This window comes from Kineosporia babensis (assembly GCF_021129305.1).
Lineage (GTDB): Bacteria > Actinomycetota > Actinomycetes > Actinomycetales > Kineosporiaceae > Kineosporia > Kineosporia babensis.
Window position 1 is genome coordinate 1 of the sequence record NZ_JAJOMB010000010.1, and the last position, 18,464, is coordinate 18,464.

At 64.2% G+C, this 18,464-nt stretch carries 18 protein-coding genes and 1 pseudogene; 10 read left to right on the forward strand and 9 right to left on the reverse strand.

Annotation, left to right across the window (positions count from 1 at the left end):
- Nucleotides 1-374 (reverse strand): annotated as a pseudogene (locus tag LR394_RS18860) (Fic family protein); the annotation flags it as partial.
- Between the two features lie 72 nt (nt 375-446).
- Nucleotides 447-950 (reverse strand): DUF6933 domain-containing protein, encoded by a 504-nt coding sequence (locus LR394_RS18865; RefSeq protein ID WP_231443738.1) that lies wholly within the window; start codon nt 948-950, stop codon nt 447-449.
- A 70-nt stretch (nt 951-1,020) separates the two neighbouring features.
- Between LR394_RS18865 and LR394_RS18870 the strand changes: the two genes are divergently transcribed.
- On the forward strand, nt 1,021-1,197 hold the full coding sequence (locus LR394_RS18870; protein ID WP_231443740.1) for a hypothetical protein: 177 nt from the start codon (nt 1,021-1,023) through the stop codon (nt 1,195-1,197).
- Between the two features lie 487 nt (nt 1,198-1,684).
- A complete protein-coding gene (locus LR394_RS18875) occupies nt 1,685-2,578 on the forward strand; it encodes a hypothetical protein (protein WP_231443742.1) in 894 nt (297 codons plus the stop codon).
- Nucleotides 2,579-2,621: 43 nt separating this feature from the next.
- Here the strand turns inward: LR394_RS18875 and LR394_RS18880 are convergent, their stop codons facing one another.
- From LR394_RS18880 to LR394_RS18890, 3 genes are all read right to left on the reverse strand, one after another.
- Complete coding sequence (locus LR394_RS18880) at nt 2,622-3,395, reverse strand: ExeA family protein (RefSeq protein WP_407937082.1); 774 nt, start codon at nt 3,393-3,395, stop codon at nt 2,622-2,624.
- Nucleotides 3,396-3,433: 38 nt separating this feature from the next.
- The gene (locus tag LR394_RS18885; protein ID WP_231443746.1) at nt 3,434-5,002 is read right to left on the reverse strand and encodes a DDE-type integrase/transposase/recombinase; all 1,569 of its coding nucleotides are present in this window, start codon (nt 5,000-5,002) and stop codon (nt 3,434-3,436) included.
- Nucleotides 5,003-5,177: 175 nt separating this feature from the next.
- Nucleotides 5,178-5,780: a hypothetical protein gene (locus tag LR394_RS18890; protein WP_231443748.1), complete on the reverse strand. Its 603-nt coding sequence runs from the start codon at nt 5,778-5,780 to the stop codon at nt 5,178-5,180.
- 540 nt (nt 5,781-6,320) lie between these two features.
- On the opposite strand from LR394_RS18890, the gene LR394_RS18895 reads away from it, so the two are divergent.
- From LR394_RS18895 to LR394_RS18905, 3 genes are all read left to right on the forward strand, one after another.
- Nucleotides 6,321-9,119, forward strand: a complete 2,799-nt coding sequence (locus LR394_RS18895) for a type IV secretion system DNA-binding domain-containing protein (protein WP_231443750.1) — start codon at nt 6,321-6,323, stop codon at nt 9,117-9,119.
- A gap of 53 nt (nt 9,120-9,172) precedes the next feature.
- Entirely contained in the window at nt 9,173-10,213 is a 1,041-nt protein-coding gene (locus LR394_RS18900) for a replication-relaxation family protein (RefSeq protein WP_231443752.1), read from the forward strand.
- A 231-nt stretch (nt 10,214-10,444) separates the two neighbouring features.
- The gene (locus LR394_RS18905; RefSeq protein WP_231443754.1) at nt 10,445-11,062 is read left to right on the forward strand and encodes a hypothetical protein; all 618 of its coding nucleotides are present in this window, start codon (nt 10,445-10,447) and stop codon (nt 11,060-11,062) included.
- 35 nt (nt 11,063-11,097) lie between these two features.
- Here LR394_RS18905 and LR394_RS18910 read toward each other — a convergent pair whose 3' ends face one another.
- Nucleotides 11,098-11,427 carry a hypothetical protein gene (locus LR394_RS18910; RefSeq protein WP_231443757.1) on the reverse strand — a complete coding sequence of 110 codons (330 nt, stop codon included), beginning with the start codon at nt 11,425-11,427 and terminating at the stop codon, nt 11,098-11,100.
- A gap of 142 nt (nt 11,428-11,569) precedes the next feature.
- Nucleotides 11,570-11,794, reverse strand: a complete 225-nt coding sequence (locus LR394_RS18915) for a hypothetical protein (protein WP_231443759.1) — start codon at nt 11,792-11,794, stop codon at nt 11,570-11,572.
- A gap of 158 nt (nt 11,795-11,952) precedes the next feature.
- Between LR394_RS18915 and LR394_RS18920 the strand changes: the two genes are divergently transcribed.
- The 5 genes from LR394_RS18920 (at nt 11,953) to LR394_RS18940 (ending at nt 14,541) form a co-directional block, all read left to right on the forward strand.
- Complete coding sequence (locus LR394_RS18920) at nt 11,953-12,771, forward strand: helix-turn-helix domain-containing protein (RefSeq protein ID WP_231443761.1); 819 nt, start codon at nt 11,953-11,955, stop codon at nt 12,769-12,771.
- Complete coding sequence (locus LR394_RS18925; protein WP_231443763.1) at nt 12,768-12,974, forward strand: DUF397 domain-containing protein; 207 nt, start codon at nt 12,768-12,770, stop codon at nt 12,972-12,974. The genes LR394_RS18920 and LR394_RS18925 overlap by 4 nt, the downstream gene beginning before the upstream one ends.
- 187 nt (nt 12,975-13,161) lie before the next feature.
- Nucleotides 13,162-13,356, forward strand: coding sequence for a hypothetical protein (locus tag LR394_RS18930; protein WP_231443766.1), 195 nt, complete (start codon nt 13,162-13,164; stop codon nt 13,354-13,356).
- Nucleotides 13,357-13,388: 32 nt separating this feature from the next.
- Nucleotides 13,389-14,192 carry a hypothetical protein gene (locus LR394_RS18935; RefSeq protein ID WP_231443767.1) on the forward strand — a complete coding sequence of 268 codons (804 nt, stop codon included), beginning with the start codon at nt 13,389-13,391 and terminating at the stop codon, nt 14,190-14,192.
- A gap of 112 nt (nt 14,193-14,304) precedes the next feature.
- A complete protein-coding gene (locus tag LR394_RS18940; RefSeq protein WP_231443769.1) occupies nt 14,305-14,541 on the forward strand; it encodes a hypothetical protein in 237 nt (78 codons plus the stop codon).
- 185 nt (nt 14,542-14,726) lie between these two features.
- Here the strand turns inward: LR394_RS18940 and LR394_RS18945 are convergent, their stop codons facing one another.
- A complete protein-coding gene (locus LR394_RS18945) occupies nt 14,727-16,907 on the reverse strand; it encodes an Eco57I restriction-modification methylase domain-containing protein (protein WP_231443771.1) in 2,181 nt (726 codons plus the stop codon).
- The gene (locus tag LR394_RS18950; RefSeq protein WP_231443773.1) at nt 16,904-17,812 is read right to left on the reverse strand and encodes a hypothetical protein; all 909 of its coding nucleotides are present in this window, start codon (nt 17,810-17,812) and stop codon (nt 16,904-16,906) included. The genes LR394_RS18945 and LR394_RS18950 overlap by 4 nt, the downstream gene beginning before the upstream one ends.
- Nucleotides 17,813-18,464: the final 652 nt, after the last annotated feature.

Here is an 18,464-nt window from a genome sequence, read left to right on the forward strand (position 1 = left end):
GCGTTCGCTCCGGCCTTCTCCTGCAGGGTGGCCATGGCCAATGCCTTGGCCCCAGCAGTCACGTTCTCGATCTGCGATGAGGACGCCGATTCGCTCCGCAGTAGCACAGCCGCCAAGGGCACGAACTCGCCATCGGGCTGCCGTAGCGAGAGCTCGGCGTCGAACCGGGCGATCTCGGTCAGGGCGTCTGTTGCTTCGGCCACGACCGCGTTGGGCAGCCTGATGTCCAGGTCAGCGATGCTTACCGGTAGCGCCGCACGGTAGGGGCCGCAGGAGGCCAGCCGGGCACGACGGGACATTGGCAGCACCTGCTCGACAGGCTGCTCCCAGGGGCGTTCTTCGTAGCTCACCGCAAGATCGTTGTGGCCGGTCATGAGCTGCCAGCTCCTCGTCTTATGCAAGGCTATGGTCTTATCCTTGCATAAGCAGCTCGGTTCCGGACCGTTCTAGACCGTGCCCAGGCGCTCGTTCACCAGCGCTTTCAGGGCCCGGTCCGGAAACGTGTGGCTCTTGTACAAGGGACTACATGGCGTGTGCCCGAGTCTGCGAGCCGTCTCGAGCAGATCGATCTCGTCGCCGGAGGCACGGCGGTGCTCCATCAGAGCGATGAAGTCGACCAGGATGCCCGTGACGCTCCGGTTCACCGTCTTGGCCAGATGCGCCTCGTCCATCTCCCGCAACTCTGCCGCGACAAATCGCTCGTCGGTTCCGTGCATGCGCAGGACCTCGGCCAATGCTTCGGGAAAGCGCGCCGTCAATGTCGCCGCAGGCGCCAGCGGCATGAGAACGGGAAGGAGCGTGGTCTCATTCACCAGCAGAACCAGTGGGCGACGCCAGGGAACGAGGTTGGCGTACCAGCCACCCAATGCCGTCGAGCTGAGGACGGCGGGCGCGGCCTTCCTGCCCATGCGATCCAGCAACTTCTTGGTGGCGTGAACGGTGAACGGCATGCTGTCCATCCTTGTCCACGGGCGGACGGCATGAGGGCGCTTGCAACGCAGAGTCTGCGCAGTCCACAGGATGGCGCTTCCGCGAACGAGGATCCCTCCTGAGCCTCGCCGCAGTGCGCACGTCCCGGCGGGTGCCCTGGCCAACTGGCTGATCGAGCTGGGGCTGGAGGACGCCAAGGACGAGGATCCGGAGATGCCGGCGACTGAGCCTGCGGGCGAGGCGCAGAAGATCACGCCCACGCCTTGACGGATCGTGCACCAAATTCCTGACCCCACGGTGGGCCTACCGTAGGCCCACTGTGGGGCAATTAGTGCTCTTGAAGGGCTGGTCACGGGGCTTCTCCGTGATGAACAGTTTCCCCAGAAGCGCCGCGACGCCGTTTCCCGAATTCCGCCTCGTCGGCCAGTTGCCATTCCCGAAGAACGTTTTCCCAGAGAACCCGTCCCGCTCTCCACGCCCCGTTCCGGGTGGTTGAGCGCGCTCAGCCCTGCCCGACCGGCGCGTCCAGCGTCGCTGGATGGGTCAGAACGTCCCTGGTCAGAGCCCAGTGGAACAAGGCGTGGAACGTCACCCTGCTCTGCTGGATCAGTCACCAGCCCTCCGGAAAGGAAGCCGTGGGAAACCCCAACGAACGCGCTCATCCGGTCCTGATCCCGAACCGGCTGTCATGAGAGCGGGCGAGGACACATCGTCGCGGCCAGGCCCGTCGCCTGCGCCCACGACGGGCAGGGTCATGACCTGGCTGCGGGAGTCCATCCACCAGGTCGTGGCCGCGATCGTCATCGCCGCTCTGGGCGCCGTCTCCCTGGCCGGCTCGGCCAATCACATCGTGCACGTGGGCGCCTACAGCGCCGTAAGGGTCACCGACTGGATGGTGTGGACGGTGGCCGGGAGCATGGAGGTGCTGGCCGCCTTCGCGACCTGGGAGATGCGCAGCCGCTCGGGATGGGACCGGCTGGTGCCGTCCGTGGTCGCCCTGCTCTCCATCGCGTTCATCATCCTGGCGAACCTGGCGGCGGCAGGCGAAGGGTCGTGGGCGGGACAGCTGCCGTGGGCGCAGGCGTTCATGGTGACCCCGCCGGTGTCGTTCCTGTCGGTCGTCCTGATCGCCGAGACCAGTTCCTGGCGTAACCCCCGGCGGCGGGTCATGACCCGGGCGAGCCGACCAGGCAGGCAGGTCTCGGCGGGTGATAGCGGTGAACGATCTCGGAGCAGAAGGATCCGGACGCAGGACGTCAGCGACCCGTTGCCGCCACCGGCAGCCGACGTTCCTCCTGGTCAGATGACCCGGGAACCCAACCAGCGGCCCGGTCCCGACCCGGCCGAAGGGATCACCGGCCCTGGCGATGACCGTTCCTCCGTGAACCCTGCGCCGGGATCTGATGACCCCTCGGGTGAACCCGGTCTGCCCCCTCACCCCGGCGAGGACCGGGCTGCGGCGGTGACCCGTTGGGTTCACGAGGGTCACCGCTGGAGCGTCATCGTCCAGGCCGGCATGCACCATTTCGGGGTCAGCGTGTTCGACGCCGCTGAGCGTGCCGATGTCAACGTCGTTCAGGATGCCGAGGATCGAGGTGTGAAGAACCCCGCCGCGAGACGCGGCGGGGTTCTTTGGTCGGCCTGGTGACGGCTTGGTCGGCGTGGTGGTGAAGCCGACCAAGCCGCCCTGTTTAGTCGGCGGTGGTTTCGGTGACGGCGGCGCGGACGGCGTTTTCGTCCACGATGGCTTTGCCGGCGGCGTAGGTCGCAGTGAGGGCCTGGACGGCGAGGTTGTTCACGGCACGGGGGTAGCCACGGCTGGTCTGGTGGATCAGGGCTGCGGCGTCGTCGGAGAAGAGGGTGTCCTTGCGGCCGGCGAGGGCAGTGTGGTGGGCGAGGTAGGCGCCGGTTTCGGTGCTGGTCATGGGTGGCATGCAGTAGCGCAGGCTGATGCGCTGGTCGAGGGCTGCGAGGACACCGAGTTTCATGCGCCGGCGCAGGGTGGGCTGGCCGACCAGGAGTGCCGCGAAGGGGCTGGTGGAGTCCATGTCGTGGTTGGTGAGCATCCGCACTGATTCGAGTTGGGCGTGTTCGAGGAGGTGGGCTTCGTCGATCACCAGGACGGGAGTCTTTCCTCGTTCGGCGGTTTCAGCGGCCAGGGCTTCGGCTGCTTGCGGGATCAGGGTGGCGGCGTGGAAGCGGGGTTCGCCACCGAGGGTGGTGACGATGTGCTGATGGATGCCCCGTACTCCGACGGTCGGGTTCCCGAGATAGATGATGGTGTGTCGGGCCTGGTCCAGAGAAGCCAGAGCTGACCGGACGGCAACGGTTTTCCCGGCGCCGACCTCTCCGGTGATGACGCCCAGGGCGCGTTGGGTGATGCACCAGGTGATCCGGGCGACGGCCTCTGCATAGGAGGCGTGGCGGTGCAGCATCCCGGGAGCCAAGTCCCGACCGAACGGCATCCGCGTGAATCCGTAGTGAGCCTGCAATCTTTCGATACTCACGCTTCCTCCTTCATCCCCGAGGCCGCCGGGTCCTGCGCGAGCAAAACGACCAGGTCCAGCTGGCCAGGAATCTGTTCCGTTGTCTCGGCGGAGATCTTTTCGGCGCCTGAGGATTCGCTCGTCGGCGCCTGGGTGTTGGTCATGGCGGCGTAGTTGACGCCGGTGGCGAGGGCTTCTTCGTGGGCCGTGACGACGAGGCTGAGGTAGTTGATCCCGGTTGCTGTTGCGGGGGTGGCTGGTTGGGTTTCGGGTCGCGCTCGGGGATGGGAGTGGCGGGCGATGCGAAAGGGAATGGCCAAACCCATCGGCCGGCCTTGGTAGCGGACCTCGATCCGGGTCAGATCGAACGGGTCGAACACCAGCTCGACCCGCCGCCCGGCGAGGATGTCCTCGACTTGATACGTGTTGGAGTGCAACGAAACGGTGGCGTTCTTGCGGACGGTCCTGGTGGTTTCCCAGAGGAAGGCCTCACCCAGCTCGGCCGGGCGGGGCAGCGCGGGCTGGCCGGGGTGGCCGTGCTCGGCGGCGGCTTGCCAGCCGGTTTCCCAGCGCCGCAGGGGGCTCTGGCCGGTCTCGGAGTGCCAGGCTCGGTGATAGACCTGCTCGACCCACGCCCCGAACAGCCGGTTGAGCTCCAGCAGCCCAGCAGCGGCCGCATCGTCGCCGTCCTGGCCCTCGGGCGGGGTGAGTTGGTCTGCGGTGTTTCCGATCTCGACGAGGAACTGGTCGTTCACGGTCCGGAAGAATCGTTCGATCTTGCCCCGGCCCTGAGGGCGGCCGGGGGTGGAGTGGGTCAGGCGGATACCGAGTTTCGCGCAGGCCCGCAACAGCCAGGCATCGACGAACGCGCTGCCGTTATCGACATACACGCTTGCCGGGACGCCCCGGGCGGCCAGGGCCGGACGCAACGCGGCGGCCAAACGGACGGTGTCCTCGGCGAAGCCCCACCGGTGACCGACGATCATGCGGGTGTGGTCGTCGATGAACGCGAACAAGTAGGTCTTGTGCCCGCCGATCCGGGGGCCGTGCAGGGCATCACCGGTCCATAACTCGTTCGGACGGTCCGCCTCGAACCGGCCGAACACCGTCGAGGACTCGCCCGGATCGACGGCCCCGCCCGGGATGGACACCCCGGCGCGGCGGAAGTGCCGCAGCAGCGTCGTTTCCGAAGGCGTCCATCCGGACTGGGCCTGAAGGATCCGGGTGATCTGCGCGACCGTCCGGCCCGGTCGTTCACGTTTCAACGCGATCGCCAACTCCAGGACGGCCGGGTCGGTGCGGGCATGCGGTTGCCGTTCAGCCGGGATCAGCGCATCGAAACCTCCACGCCGCCAACGGCGGATCCACCGGTCCAGATGATCACGCGAATACCGCACCATCTGCCCGGAGGGATGCCGGTGATCCTTCTCGGCCAGCGCCCGCACGAGCCGCCCCCGCTGCTTCGAGGACAGGCCCGGGTCGGCGGCATCGCGGATCAGCCCGTAACGGAACATCGCCACCGCCCGGGACCGTTCCCTGCGCACGTTCTCGGACTCGCTGCCCTCGGGCCCCGTCAAGCCGGTCATGTCGTTCGTCCCATCAGCCCCCAGAGCGACTCCGGCCCCGGTAATGCCCCCAGCAGAAACAGTTTTCTCATGCCTACCCCCGTCTGATCGCTCGACCCGAACCGGGCCACCGACGCTCAACGAGCGCAGAGCATTCACGCCCAGAACAGCTGGAGAAAGGGGCAGTTCGTGTTGATCACCTCACGGCGATCCGCGCACTCCATCGCGGTGACAGCAGACGCCCCGACGTCGCTGCGCAGGCCGACCGCCACAGGGTCACCTCGCCGACGATCTCCCGCGGTTCGAAACGCCTCCAGATCGCCTTACGGACCGAGGAAATCGCGGCGATCGCATCCGACCAAGCGTTTTCGCCAGGGCCAGGCACTACGGGATCGGACTCGACGCGGACCGCCAGGACGGTGAAGAACGCGCGGACCACTTCCAACCGGGACGCGAACCGGCGCAACCATCCCCGCACCGTGGCCGGCGCCCGCCGGAACTCGTGGGCGATCGAGCGGTGACCAGCACCGGCGGCCTTGGCGGCCAGCGCCGCCCCGATCACCTCAACCGTATCCGCGCGCCTCAGTAGACACGAAACAGGCAGCAGCACATGCGTGATCAGACACACCGAGCAGCGCGCCCGCCGCGGCCGCACGCGCACGACACCGTCTCGCTCGCGCACCGAACGGGCCCTGGCATGGCCCCATGGACCCAGCCGGCCGCCGCAATCGGGGCAGGTCAACAGGCCCGCGTTCAGTCGTCGCTCGACGCCGTGAACATCAACCTCTACCGTGACCATGGGTGCCTCCACGCACCTATGGACGGCCCTCCCGACACCGCCAAGTGTTAGCGGGAGGGCCGTCACTTCGTCCAGACATCGTCACGGTGACGGTGCCGACGAAGAAGATCAACCCCACCCACCCAGCCCGTCGAGATCGGCATCCTCAACGACGCCGCAGCGCTCGTTCATCGGCTTCCTGAGCGACGCCTGACAGGTCAGCGAGGCGACCGTCAAGCGGGACATCAGGCGGGCCAGGGAGGAAACCGATCCGCCCTGACCTTGGCTCGTTGGCCTACGGCAGGCCTACAGCAGGCCCACCGGAGGCTTGCCAGCAACATCCAGAACGTCCAAGGATCAGAACCGTTCGTCGGCAGCAACATTCGAGACAGCTGCCCTCAGGCACACGGAGAGCGTCCTTCCAGCCTCCGCACCCTCGCCGATCCCCGTCGATCTCACCCTCTCGCGAGAGGCCGCCCGGTGTTCGCCAATCCGTTTTCGCCACACCTGTCCGTGCAGAACCTGGCCCCGAACCCACGATCTGACTCGTTGGAGGCACCCATGCCACTCCTCATCCCTGAACTCAGGGCAGACAGCGCCGGCACCCAGTTCGACATGCCTGACCCACCGGCGTCCCCCATCGATCTGGTCGCGATCGTCGAATGGCTCATGGACCGAGGTCCGTCGGATCTGCTGCTCATTCTGCCGACCGTATTCGCCATCGGAGCTGCTCTTCTCGGTTTCCGCTGGGCCTGGGAGAACAGCGCGGTCGTGCCGGGGCCGCGCTGGCGAGAGCAGAGGATGGCCGAGAACGCGCACGAGATCCTGGTCCGTTCTCCCAGAATCGTCGGGCCCGGCGACGCTTCACGGCTGTGGGCGAACCTAGCTGGACTGCTGCGACGTTCGGAGTGGAGACGTCTGCTCTACGGGGGTCCTCACGTGAGCCTGGAGTACCGCTGGCACGCCCGAGAGCTGCAGATCGTGCTGTGGGTTCCCGGCAACGTTCCCGTGGAGGATGTGGCTGCCGCGGTCAGAGCGACCTGGCGGGGGGCCACCACGGACATCCGCCCGGCAACCGCTCCCCTGCCTGCAACGGCTTCTTCTGGACGTGTCCAGGCCTCCGGGGTCTGGCTGCAACCGACCATGTCGCAGTGGTTCCCGGTCGCTTCCGCCGACGATCAGCAGTCCGATCCGTTGCGCGCCCTCATCGAGGCCGGTGCGAGGCTGCGGCCGGAAGAACATGCCTGTCTGCAGGTCCTCGCGCAGCCGGCTAGCGCCCGTCAGAGCCGGCAGGTGCGCGATGGCGCCACCGGCCGGTCCACCGGAGGGTTCGGCGCCATCGATGGCGGTCGGGTCTGGGGCATCGTGGGCAGGGGGATCACGACGGTCGGGCTGGCGGCGGTCGACTTTTTCGCCGACATGGTCAGGTCGCTGGTAGACGGCGGACGCTCGTCCTCACGTTCGAGCACCCCGCGAACGGCCACGTCCAGCCGCAGCGGCGCCTACAACCGCAGTGCCGGCAGGTTTCTCGACCCGATCCGGGACCGGGCTTCGCGCCAGGCGGTGGAGAAAGTGGCCGGGCCGCAATGGTTCGTCGCCGTTCAGGTCGGCGTCGCCAGCACCGGCGGCAGAGCCCCGACCCCAGCGGCCGAGAAGGGACGCCTGGCCGGGCGGGTCCGCGCGCTGGTGGCCGCGCTGGGCGTCCTCGATCCGCAGTCCGTGCCCAACCGCCTGCAGGCCAGACCGCTGGCCCGCCCCTCCGCCGCCCTCGCGGCCCGTCGCATGCGTCACGGATTCGCTGCCTCCACCGCCGAGCTCGCCACGTTGGCCGGACTGCCCACCGATCTGGCCGTGCCCGGGTTGGACCGGGCCCGTGCCCGGTCGGTCCCCGCGCCGGTGAAAGTGGTTTCTGGCGGGCGCAACACGAAGGTTCTGGGGCGCTCCACCGACGACGGCCGCGCGGTCGCTCTGAAGATGGAGGACGCACGTCAGCACCTGCACGTCATGGGCAGCACCGGGACCGGCAAGACCACGCTGCTGTCGCATCTGATCCTGGACGACATTCGCGCCGGACGCGGCGTGGTCCTCATCGATCCCAAAGGCGATCTCGCCCTGGACGTCCTGGAACGCTTCCCCGCCCAGCACGTCCACCGTCTCCAGGTCATCGACCCGAGCATGGAGCAGGCCAGTGCGTTCTTCAACCCGCTGCAGGTGGGCGAGGGATCGAATCCCGATGTGGTGGTGGACAACATTGTCTCCACGTTCGCGTCCATCTACAGCAAGAACTGGGGAACGCGGATGGACGACAACCTGCGCGTGGCGTGCCTGACCCTGATGCGCCAGCCCGGACCAGCCCTGGAGAAGGTGATACCCCTGCTGACCGACCGGGAATTCCGTAAGCGCTACACCCGTAGCCTGAACGATCCGGCGCTGACGGGGTTCTGGAGGCCGTTCGAGGCCACACCGGATGCGCAGCAGGTCCAGAACACCGTGCCGGTGCTGTCGCGGATGCGGGCGCTGATGCTGCGCCCCTTCGTCCGGAGCACGCTGGCCGGTGGCACCTCGTCCTTCGACATGCGGCAGGTTCTGGACGGCGGTGTCCTGATCGCCCGCCTGCCCAAGGGTGAACTCGGTGAGGACGGCGCGCGTCTGCTGGGTTCCCTGCTGCTGGCCTCGGTTTGGCAGACGGCGCTGAGCCGGTCCAACATCCCGGAGCCGCGTCGCCGAGACGCAACCTGTTACGTCGACGAAGCCCACGGCGTCCTCAATTTGAGCGGGAACGTCGGCGACATGCTCGCCGAGGCCCGCGGCTACCACCTCTCGTTCGTGCTGGCCCATCAGCATCTGGACCAGATGCCGCCGGAACTGCGCAGGGGCCTGTCGGCCAACACCCGAAACAAGGCGTTCTTCACCATGTCGCCCGAGGACGCCCGGGAGCTGTCCCGGCACACCGAGCCAGAACTGGAGGCCGAGGACCTCAGCCGATTGGAGACGTACACCGCGGCCGTGCGGTTGATGGTGGACGGCGGTGAGACGCCGGCGTTCACCATCCGCACCCGGGCACCCGTTGCTCCCGGCGCCGGCGGTATCGAACTGCGGACGTTGCGGGCGGCCCTCGTGGCGAAGGCTCCACCCCGAACTCCGGAGCCTGCGTACGGCAACGGATCCGAGGATCCGGCGCTGTCGGCCTACTACCGCGACGTCGAGCAGGTACAGGCCGAGTACGGCATGGAGAGCGAAACGTGGGCCGGGTCGTCAACGGGCGGGGGCCGGGCCGAGTCGGGGCCGACCCCGGGCTTTCCCGGCCGGTCCGGCGACGACCCTGACGACGAGAACCCGCAGTTCAGGAGACGTCGATGAGCGGCGAGCAGCGCGGGTTCAGAACCCGACTATCCCCTCTGGGGGATGTTCTCTTGAAGGGGGAGGACCGTTCGCTCCTGTCCGTGGACCCGACGGCACCGCTTCACGGGCGCCGTGTCTGGGGTGCCGACCGGGCCCGGCACGTCGCGTCGGTGTACCTACGGCACGCCCACCACTTGCAGCCGCGCGACCAGGTGATCCTCGATCTGCTGGGTGAGCACCAGACCCTGACCACGCCGCAGATCGCGGCGATCCTGTTCCGCTCGGTCAAGCGCGCCAAGAACCGCCTGTACCAACTGCGTGAGGACGGGTGGCTGGAGAATTTCGGTCGGCTCACCTCAGCGGGCCGACTGCCCATGCACTGGATCCTGGGCTCACTCGGCGAACGCTGGGTGGCCGCGGGCCAGGAACGCCCGCCCCTGTCCCCCGCCGCCCTGAAACGGCGCATGGAGGCTCTGGGCGCAACCCCGAACATCGTGCACGACGACGGGCAACGCCAGGTGTTCGTGGACCTTATGCGGATCGCCCGAGACCGTCCCGCGCACCTGCCTGGCCCTCACAGCAACGCCGGCGAGGACCCCACCACGATCAGACGCCTGGCACGCTGGTGGTCCCCCGCCCACACCGCCTCGTTCTTCGCCGGGGTCATCCACCCGGACGGACACGGCGTCTGGCAGGAGCAAGCCGGGCTGGGCGAGCCGATCCGGCAGGTGGGCTTCTTCCTGGAGTACGACCGGGGCACCGAGACTCTGGGTGTCCTGCTGGCCAAGCTCGAGGCGTACGCGCACCTGCTGCGGATGGGCGAGCAGCCCACCGTGCTGTTCTGGCTGGAGTCCGCGCTGCGGGAGCGGCATCTGCACCAGCGCCTGGCCGAGGCGCACCTGGCGGCAGGGCTGACCGTCGCCTCTACCTGTACCGATGTCGCCCAGGCCGATCCGTTGGGACCGGCCGGGCGGGTCTGGCAGATCGCTGATCAGGCGCCGCCTGAGGTAGCGCGGCGGTGGCTTCGTGACCTGCCGGCGTTGAGGGCCTCGCCCGGTCAGACGTTGCCTCCACCGACCGCCGTTGACGATCCCCTGCGGTCGCTGCGGTGAGCACCACCTCCGTCCCTCGACCATCGCAAAGGCAGGCGGTTCGTGAACGGCCAACCCCACCAGTCAGGTCTTACCAATTCGAGTTCTACTCCAAAACCGGAGGTGTCAGTGTCCACGACCACAACGCGCCGAGGCCGAGAGCAGCGAGGCCGCCTGATGGATCTCCTCTTCTACTCCTGGCTCCTCGCCACCTATTTCGCACCCGTGACCCTCATCCCACCGCGAGAAACCATGACTGAGGTCGCTGTCGGTAAGACCAGCATCTGGATCACCGCCGCGCTCCTGCAAGTCCTGGCCATGTCGACGGTATGGCACGCGATGCGCAGTACCGGATGGGCCCGCCGATGGGCACATCTGTTCCTACCGTTGCCCATCATCTTCGTGCTCATGCTGCACATGGCATCTTCCGATCCGAAGGCCTGGAACGCCTCGATGCCCTGGTCCGCTGTCACCATCCTGGTCTGGTTGGCAGCGCTCTTGGGGATCGTGATTCCCATGGTGAGCAACCGCTGGCCCACGAGGCTGGCCTCGGACGGCCCGGAACGGGCGGCACCTTTGACTCCGCTGTCCGAACACTTCGAGATTCCCACGATTGCTCTCCGCGACTTCGCCGCCTACGTCGCTGCCACCGACTCTCGCGAACCAGTCGTCGCCAAGGTGCGAGCTGAGGACGGGTTTGAGGTCATGGTTCGGTGGCAGGACAAGAAGCGACTCCTGGCCGAGACCTACTGGGAAGGGGACCAGCCCGAGGGAGACCACGTCATGCAGGACATCGCCGCGGTCCTCGATGCCCGCGATCCGGATGAGGAGGTCGACTTCGTTTGGCGGTGGACGCCTTTGGTTCAGTGACGCGCGAGCGGCTGGGGTGAGACAACTCGATCGGTTCAGGCCCGCGGCACCAGGCGTGGGCGCCCAGGCCGGCGCGTCCATCCCAGCCCTTCCACGAACTCCACCGCCTCCAAGAGATGACGGGCGATCTCCCGGGCGTGCGCGTCATTCAATTCGTAGTCCCCCAGCGTGATGCGCGGCGGGTACGGGAGAACGTCCACCGGCTCGGACAGCAGGTTGAAGTCAACCCGCTGCGCGACCCGGATCAGGATCGACTCGGTCTCGAGCGCGACCCGCGCGATCGGGCGCTCGTGGTCGATGGCCTCGGTGTCGACCACCGTGGTGGTCGTCCAGAGGTGACTGGCATCGTGCTGGATCTGCCGCATGGGCGCTCGCCTTTCGCGGTGGTCACTTCCAATGGATGACGTTTGACCGCCAGATTGGTCGGTCAGCGTCGCGTTCAGGTTCGGTGCACCAACGTGGTCACCGTGGCCTCGTCGAGGATGTACGTCCGGTGTCCGTCGATGGTCAGCAGGATCCTGCCGCCCTGAGCAGGTCGTCCACGGCCAGGCGAGCAGTAGCCCCTTCCAGGATTTCCGCCTGGGCCAGATGCGGTTCGAAAATCACTGAAAAAACGCCCTTCCGAAGCAGCCTGGCCTCATGAACCGGAACCCCGCAGCGACGCAGGTAGACCAGGAGCACGCCGACCCAGACCGTGTTCCATTGTGGTTGTTTCATTTCGGACGTCTTCATTTTCGTCCTCGGAAAGTGTTCGGTTACAGTCTTTGTCAGCGAACGCCCTAGAGCCACCCCATCGCGTCCGCAGGTCAACGGTTCACCGAATCCACAAACGCGGGCAAGGCTTGGTTTCCAAGCACGGTCCGCCGGTCGATTGCACACGGGACACGGGGGTGTCAGACGTGCCGGGATCACAACTGGCTCGCAGCGAGCTCGGGCTCCGCCTGGAGGCCGCGCGGAAGCGGGCGAAGAAGACGCAGGCAGACGTGGCCGAGGCGAAGATCTTCGGGCTGTCGAAGCTGCGGGAGATCGAACGAGGGATCCAGGCGGATCCTGGGGACGTATTCACGCTGTGCCGGTTCTACGAACTGGACAAGGCCGAGACCGATGAGCTGATCGGGCTGGCCGACATGGCCAAGTCGGAGGCGTTCTGGGAGGACAGCAAGCACGCTGTGCCCGGGTGGTTCGAGCTGTATCTCGCCTGTGAGCATCGGTGTTCGAAGTTGTCGTACTGGCATCCGGAGCTCGTGCCCGGCGTCTTTCAGACTCCGGACTACGCCGAATCGGTCATTAACACCATCGGCACGGCTGACCCGGCAGCCATCCGTACGCGCATGAGAGTTCGAGCAGAACGACAGCAGTCCATGTTGGAGCGGGGCGATCGAACGGTAGAGATCGTCCTTGGACCAGGGGCCTTCGAAATGGAACTGGGTTCAGCCCAGGTGATGACCGCCCAGAGGGCGGCCCTGTGCGAGCTCAGCCAGCGCCCAGGGATCGCCATCCGCGTCGTTCCCCGGCGAGCAGGTGCACACCCCGGTCTCGCGGCCCGATTCTCGCTCCTCGACTTCGCCGATGATCACCGCCCCTCTGTCGTTTACCTGGAGGCACTCACGGGCGCTCGGTACCTGGAGGGCCGTCGGCATGTCACCGCCTACAGACAGGCCTTCGCTAAAATTTGGGAGCTCAGTGTTCCCATAGAGGAGTTCAAATGACGTCCCCTGCTGACACCGGTTGGATCAAGGCGACTGCGAGCAACGACGGCGGCGACTGTGTAGAGATGCGCTCCGCCGAAGGGTATGTCCAGGTCCGGGACAGCAAGCTCGGCACCACGAGCCCCATCCACACTCTCACCCGCAGTGGCTTCGCCACCTGGCTCGAAGGCGCCAAGAACGGCGAGTTCGACTCAATCGCCTAACCCAGCCACTCCCCTAGACCGAAGTTTTAGTCAGGCGCCCGGCAATCCCGCTGCCCCATCCCCACCCCAGCACCAGCTGATGTCAGAACAGCAACCCTGGGGCCATGCAGGAGCGCCGGGCACCTGAACCGCATGCCGGCCCACCGACGTCCTCAGGTCCCGGCCCCGCTCTGTCGGGGGCCCGGTCGTGACCATCTCCGACCTCGAGACCGGCGAGCTCCACCGCTTCGCGAACTTCGCCGCCGCGGCCGTACCCAAGAACATCGCCGGCGTCTACACGATCTGGGACGCCGACCAGTTCATCTACGTTGGGATCGGCGGCACGCGCATCCGCTACACCGAGCCCGACTATGCAAACAGCTCACTGCCCACAATCCCTTAATCACCGCACTATCCGAAGGTGAGGTAGCTCGAGTGGACTCAGAACTGTCGCCCGACACGATCCCGGCTCAGGCGGGCGCGTACAACCGTGCCGAGGAGGTCGATCGTCTGCTCGCGATAGATGGGAGCCTTCTGGGCCGGATCCACGAATACGATCGCGCCGGTCTCACACCGCAGGAGATGGCCGAGCGGGAGGGAAACGCCACTCCCGGTTTCGTCTTCAACTACCGCGCCCAGATTGCCGCCCTGCGCGACGGCAAGGTGCCCAATAGCCCCACGCTGAGCATTCAAGCAGCGCGGAAGCTCAGGGCTTGGCTCAAGAACCCTCGCATCGACCTGAGCAACGAACTCAGGCGCGAGCTCCAGGCCCTCGAAGCGGAACTCACTGAGGCCGGCGAGAATTCGAAAGCTCAGACCAGGGAAGTCGAGGAAGCAGTCGATCGCTCACGCGCAGCTGAGAGCTCCGGTACTCCCGGGATCTACGTCTACACGTTGCCGCACTACCTGCGATACCCGTTCGATCCAGAGTCCGGCCGCACCCTTCTCAAGGTCGGGCATTCTGGAAAGGATGCATATTACCGAGCCACTTCTCAGGGAAGGCTGACTGCCCTACCCGAGGAGCCGATACTGCTGCGGATCTATCCAACCGAAGGGGATTCAGCAGCCGTGGAGAAAGACTTCCACAGTTGGCTCGCCGACGCCGACCATGCTGGCCAGCGCACGCAACGCGCGGGTTCCGAGTGGTTCATCACATCGACAAAGTTCCTTGATCGAGTTGCGAAGACCCAAGGGCTTGAGGTCAAGGTGGTCACCGACTTTGAAGCAGGCGATCTCTGAAGGCTGTTGAGCCCTTTCAGATGAACCGATCAGACCGCCCGAGTTCGCTCACTTGGTTCACCGATCCATGCAATCGGCTTTGAACTGCAGTAATGCTGGTCGGCGAGACTGTTTGCGCACTACCGATCCCCGCGGGCACTGGGGCATCGAGGTCCATCACCACGTCCGTAACGTCACCTTCCGCGAAGACCATTCGGCCAGCTGCACCGGCCACGGCCCGGCCCACCTGGCCACCATCCGCGCCGCCGTCATCAACACCGTCAAGGACGCCGGCTACCTCTACATCACCGACGGCCGCCGAGATCAGACCAAACCCAACGAAACCCTCAACCTCCACGGATTCCCATAACCAGACAACTCATTGGTACGCCGGAGCCCTGCCGACAGGCGACGACAACACGCTGTTCACGACGAAGGCCGCGATGGCCCGCCGGGCATGCGGCACCTGCGGCACCGACCTGACGGGCCACCCGGCAGGACGATGCCAGCGACTCTCGGGCACTGCCGAATTACTCTCTTCTGGATCAACCAGTTCTACGAACTGAGCGTTTGAGTTGACCCTGAAGATTGAGACAGGACTACCTGAACCGCTTCATCAATACGCGAATTGATTCCCTGCGTCGCCAAATGATCCCGGACCAGTCGCCTAGCTTTCTTGAAGTCTGCGATCTCCGACGTATCGACTGACGCAGCCTCTTTTTCTGCCAGTTGCACTAGGTTCACCAGCTCCCGATGCGAACTATTGGCGGATTCAAAGAGAGGGAAGGGGACTCGAAAGAGGTTCTTGTCAAGATCACGTTCGGCGAATAAGCCCACAGCCATAAGTGGCTTGACAAGCTCAAGAATAACCTGCGAGTTGAGGATCCCTACAAGGAATTGCGCTTCAGCCACGGTCGTCGTAGCAGCCCAGTAGAGTTTGTGATCAATCACCGCCCGTGGATCAGATACACGGGCGGCCGCCAATACTCCCGCTTTGCTATAGACAACCCGATTGCTCGTTCCGGGAAGCTGTCCAGAAAGTTGTCCGTGATAATCAAGCCTCTTCAAGAGTGATGAAGATTCGCGCGGAACGCGATTTTCTTCCCAGAGACTCTCCGCTGTCTCCCACCACCGAGCGAAACCCTCTGGATCATCGAGATCGGATTCATCCATGATTCGATCTTCGTGGATCGGCAGGACTGCACGCAGAGGTTCACGTAGTCGGTAGGGAAGAACAGTCTCACCTAGATGAACATTGCGAATTCGAGAGCGTTCAACCGGAATTCGCTCGATATTGACGGTATTCCAGGGCTTCTTGTCGTCGGGCGTAGTTCTGGACGAAACGAAGACGCGACCACCCCCAGGCGAGATTGGCCCGCTTGGGACTTCGTTGACGAAAATGAGCCTACGCGGATATAGGATGGCTCCGTTTCGGAACCGCTTCAGGTATGGAGACATCTGAGTCTCACTTTGGGCCGAAAGCGAAACAACGCTTCCCGAAGTAACCTTTAGCTTCTTTTCAACAGCTTTCCAGTCGCCTGCGGCTTGTGGGAGCCTGCCCGCGAAAGATAAAGTCTCTTGGGGTACTCTGCGGGGGGACTTCGCAGATTTCCCCCGCACAACGCAGGCAGCCATAGGGAAACCAATGGGTTGCACGCGACTTAGATCCCAGCAGGTGTCAAATTCCACGAAAACCGAAATAGATTGGGAATTCCAACTGCCGGACCTGAATCCGTCGTGCGGTTTTCGAGAAAGGGTACCGTGGGGCATCACGAAACTAAACCGCCCAGCTTCCTTAAGGTAAAGCTCGATCGCCCGAGCGACGAACAAGGTGGATAAATCCCTTGCGGAGGCCCCTAGGCCACCGCTCAACAATTGCCGTTCCTTTGCCAAGCTTTTGTAGCGATCTTGCATAGATTCGGTCATCTTGTTGTATCTGAGCCAAGGCGGGTTTCCCACGAGCACGTCGAAGCGATTCCTAGGATCCGCTGCCCATAGTGGCCTAATCAAATTCTTCACATAGTAGCCCCAGATGTGATTGCGCTCATCCCTGTGAAGCCGTCGCAATGTTTCAAAAGTCTCAACTAGCTGATTGCGGTCGCTTTCTGGAACGCCAAACCTTTGAAAAAGGGATTGCATAACTTTGGCGCCCGATTTGGTGCCCTCTTGAACAGCGCGGTCCGCCATGGCCGAAACTAGCCGGTCAAAATCCGTTGCATCATTCAAGACAGAGCGGGGAAAAATTAGATCATCGCCGAAGAGTGCGCCACTTCCTGTGTCTACAATATCAGTTCCATGCGTGGCAATAGTGACTGTATCTACGCCGCCCAGCAAATCAGCTTTTTGTTCCCATTGCAGGCTGTCGCCCAGATAGATCGGAATGCTGAATGCTGGTCGATCAATTGCATTCAGGCGATCTTGCCCAATCGCTAGCAAGTAGGTAACTCGCGCCAAAGTGACAGCGACAGGATGAACATCAATCCCTAACACATGTGTCGTGACACCACTCACCGCTTCCGCGTCGCTTAGTCCGGCCGCTGCCGCAGCCGCTAGGTAGGCACGAATAGCGTGGAAAATAAATGTGCCGGATCCACAGGCTGGATCCAACACGCGGCTCTGCAACGGATCGGCTATCGAATCTGCGACCATATGCTCGGCAAGCCAGTCGGGGGTGTAATACTCGCCCAACGCTGAGCGTGACGGTTGATCTATGATCGATTCGTAGAGAACCTTCAAAACATCATGCTCGACATGCGACCAGTCGAATCGACCAACTCTCCGTGCGAGAGACTGGACGTACTCGTCTCCGCCCGGCGCATGGAGAACCCAGTCAAAAAGTCGGACTCCACGACGCCATGAATGTACACGTCGTTGAAGGCCGAACCGGAGACCAGTCGCTTGGGTGAAATCTCTCCCGTACTGACGTTGAACCCGATGACGGCGTGGGCAATGACCTCTGCCGTTAACACAAGAAGAGTATGAGAAATGAACAGATCCTCATTGTCTTCAAATGCTTTTCCGAAAGCCGTTCTTAGAAGTTTTCCCCACAGGCCCCTTTTCAGGGCAACTTCCTTGTTGGACTGTGCCGTCTCAAAGAGAGCAGCGAGGGTGGCCATATCGAGCTGATGTGACGGCGATTCAAAGCCTAGGCGCCGTCTAATTTCATTGGGAGATGGTTTTACATCCCGGTCCGTCGCCATAATGGCTTCGAGCCAGTAGCCAAGACGCTCCTGATCATGCTCGCTCCCCGTCAACTGAAATTCACTGGTCAGCTCTAGGTTTGTCTCATTAGCGCGATAAAGCCGCCACTCGTAACCATCGGTAAGAATGCCGACATAGCGAGACTGGAGCGCATCGGCTTGTGAGCGTATATACCCTGCTAGTTGCTCTTCGGCGTCCGGTAAAGTTCCAGACTTAGAAAGATTTTTTTTAACTTCAATAACCGCATTACCTATCTGAACATCGAGGCGCCGCCGTGTTCCGTCCTTGGTTGGGACCTCGAGCCGGGCCACGTGATCAGGGCTGAGAGAAAGTCCGCCGACGGTCAGTAGCGTGTAGATATCCGCTTGAATGTCAGCTTCGGTTCGCGTTGTTTCTCGCGCATAAAGTCGCTTCACGACTTGTTCGGAAACCAAAGACACTTAATACTCCCGGCAATGCGAACTGGACTCCTGCTCCCTAGGGCGAAGCCAAGGGCCGTGAATGGTGCGGGCCCGCGGCACGGCGACAGACAGGCCAGCCGCCGTGCTGCGGGTACTTCCATCCCAGCGCGTTCCATCCATGGACAACGCACCTTACAACCTACGGGGTCTGTCCACTCCTGCGTAAGCCAACTCGCTGTAGAGCTGCTTGCATGCTGGTGTGCGTAACTCACCTTCCGATACCCCACCCTGACTCACGAACAACCTCGCAGTCCCAGTCCGGTCCAGGTCTGCACTCCGTGCAGGTGGGTGGCTGGCGCCCGTAGGCGGGGCGGGGTTGTTCGCGAGCCTCGCAGGTTGGGGTCTCTCGTGCCCACGGCGGCGCCCGGTGAGAACGGCCGGGAACTATCGCGACATCACCGATGGAGGGCGAGAGCATGGCGAAGCGACGGGTACGGCACTTCTGGTACCGGTCATGTTGCTGCGGGATGCGCTCGGGCGGTTCGCACGGGCCCGCCGGCCGATTGCTCCGAGGCGGTCGAGGCCGACGACGCAGAGGCGTACGCTGCCGGTGTTCGTGCAATTGGAGCTCGACCTGGGATAAGGGCAGGGAGGGTTGATTTACGGAGGATTAACAACCCGAGCCAACCGC

Excerpts from the sequence above, each read along its gene's own strand:
- LR394_RS18865 (WP_231443738.1), bottom strand. The coding sequence starts at position 950 with ATGCCGTTCACCGTTCACGCCACCAAGAAGTTGCTGGATCGCATGGGC.
- LR394_RS18870 (WP_231443740.1), top strand. The coding sequence starts at position 1,021 with ATGGCGCTTCCGCGAACGAGGATCCCTCCTGAGCCTCGCCGCAGTGCG.
- LR394_RS18875 (WP_231443742.1), top strand. The coding sequence starts at position 1,685 with ATGACCTGGCTGCGGGAGTCCATCCACCAGGTCGTGGCCGCGATCGTC.
- LR394_RS18880 (WP_407937082.1), bottom strand. The coding sequence starts at position 3,395 with ATGCCGTTCGGTCGGGACTTGGCTCCCGGGATGCTGCACCGCCACGCC.
- LR394_RS18885 (WP_231443746.1), bottom strand. The coding sequence starts at position 5,002 with ATGACCGGCTTGACGGGGCCCGAGGGCAGCGAGTCCGAGAACGTGCGC.
- LR394_RS18890 (WP_231443748.1), bottom strand. The coding sequence starts at position 5,780 with ATGGTCACGGTAGAGGTTGATGTTCACGGCGTCGAGCGACGACTGAAC.
- LR394_RS18895 (WP_231443750.1), top strand. The coding sequence starts at position 6,321 with ATGCCACTCCTCATCCCTGAACTCAGGGCAGACAGCGCCGGCACCCAG.
- LR394_RS18905 (WP_231443754.1), top strand. The coding sequence starts at position 10,445 with ATGACTGAGGTCGCTGTCGGTAAGACCAGCATCTGGATCACCGCCGCG.
- LR394_RS18910 (WP_231443757.1), bottom strand. The coding sequence starts at position 11,427 with ATGCGGCAGATCCAGCACGATGCCAGTCACCTCTGGACGACCACCACG.
- LR394_RS18915 (WP_231443759.1), bottom strand. The coding sequence starts at position 11,794 with ATGAAGACGTCCGAAATGAAACAACCACAATGGAACACGGTCTGGGTC.
- LR394_RS18925 (WP_231443763.1), top strand. The coding sequence starts at position 12,768 with ATGACGTCCCCTGCTGACACCGGTTGGATCAAGGCGACTGCGAGCAAC.